We start from the raw sequence: 755 nt of genomic DNA on the forward strand, positions 1-755 counted from the left end.
TGGGCAAATACTATATCGTCGATCCCGGCCTCCGCACCTACCTGTTAGGAAACCGGGGCGGCGATGTGGGACACATTCTGGAAAACATCGTTTATTTTGAACTGCTGCGGCGTGGTTATGAGGTGGCCATCGGCAAGGTTGGTGAAAAGGAGATCGACTTCATCGCAACAAAGATGAATGAGAAAAAGTATATCCAAGTCACTGACAACATGAACGCCCCCGAAACCCGCGCACGGGAGCTTGCGCCGCTGCAAGCTGTGCAGGACAATTACGAGAAGATCGTGATTGCCATGGACTGCGACCTTATCAGCGACGTGGACGGTATCAAAATCGTAAAGGCGCTGGACTTCCTGCTCAGCGAAGTGTAACTAAAAATCCGCTCTGAAAAATCAGGGCGGATTTTTTGACACACGGCGGTATCCGCGATACCATGAAGCCATCAAAGGATATGGAGGTACACACCATGAAGCGAGGAAGTTTTGCAGCCGGTTTTCTTACCTGCCTGCTGTTGGCTGGCGTCACTACCACGGCGTATGCTGCCGGGATCATGGCCGAGCGCAGTACCCATCGCGTATTTGTCGATGGACGGGAAGTACAGATGGAAGCCTATGTCATCAACGGCAACAACTATGTGAAGCTGCGGGACATTGGCGAACAGGTCGGTTTCAATGTTTATTGGGACAGCGTTAACGGCTGTGTGCAGGTGGAAAGCGGAAAGCCCTACACCGGAACCGCACCCCAGCAGACTGCCGCAG

Annotated in this window: 1 protein-coding gene and 1 pseudogene; both read left to right on the top strand. The window is 52.8% G+C overall.

Features of this window, described 5'->3' with window-relative positions; all coding sequences use genetic code 11:
• A pseudogene (locus tag ACTQ4R_RS12980) lies at positions 1-368 on the top strand (ATPase); the annotation flags it as partial.
• Between the two features lie 95 nt (positions 369-463).
• Positions 464-755: stalk domain-containing protein (locus ACTQ4R_RS12985; RefSeq protein WP_441629341.1), on the top strand; the 292-nt coding region annotated here is incomplete at its 3' end.

This window comes from Dysosmobacter sp. Sow4_B12 (assembly GCF_052116665.1).
Classification (GTDB): Bacteria; Bacillota; Clostridia; order Oscillospirales; family Oscillospiraceae; genus Oscillibacter.